Here is a 262-nt window from a genome sequence, read left to right on the forward strand (position 1 = left end):
GCATCGCTTGATGCAGCAGATCTGTCTGCGGCAAGCGGTGTTCCATATGGATGGATATTCTCGCCTGCGCCTGCGAGAGTGCAGCGGTAAACCCTGCCGTCATCTGACCTTATCCCGCGTCGAGCGGTTGAGTGCCGGATGGCTGACCATTTGCGTCAAGCGTGATCGCGGCGACCTTCTCTTCGGCGCGCTTTAGTTCGTCCTCGCACCGTTTTTTTAGCGCAGCACCACGTTCGTAGAGCGCAATGGAGGCATCCAGAGC

The 262-nt window shown here is 58.4% G+C and carries 1 protein-coding gene; it reads right to left on the reverse strand.

Annotated elements, in window-relative coordinates; all coding sequences use genetic code 11:
• Positions 1 to 109 precede the first annotated feature (109 nt).
• Positions 110 to 262, reverse strand: a 153-nt coding sequence (xseB, locus tag O4G76_RS20860) for an exodeoxyribonuclease VII small subunit (RefSeq protein WP_269399021.1), incomplete at its 5' end; no start/stop codon positions are given.

The organism is Limimaricola sp. G21655-S1 (assembly GCF_027213785.1).
In the GTDB taxonomy this organism is placed as follows: domain Bacteria; phylum Pseudomonadota; class Alphaproteobacteria; order Rhodobacterales; family Rhodobacteraceae; genus Limimaricola.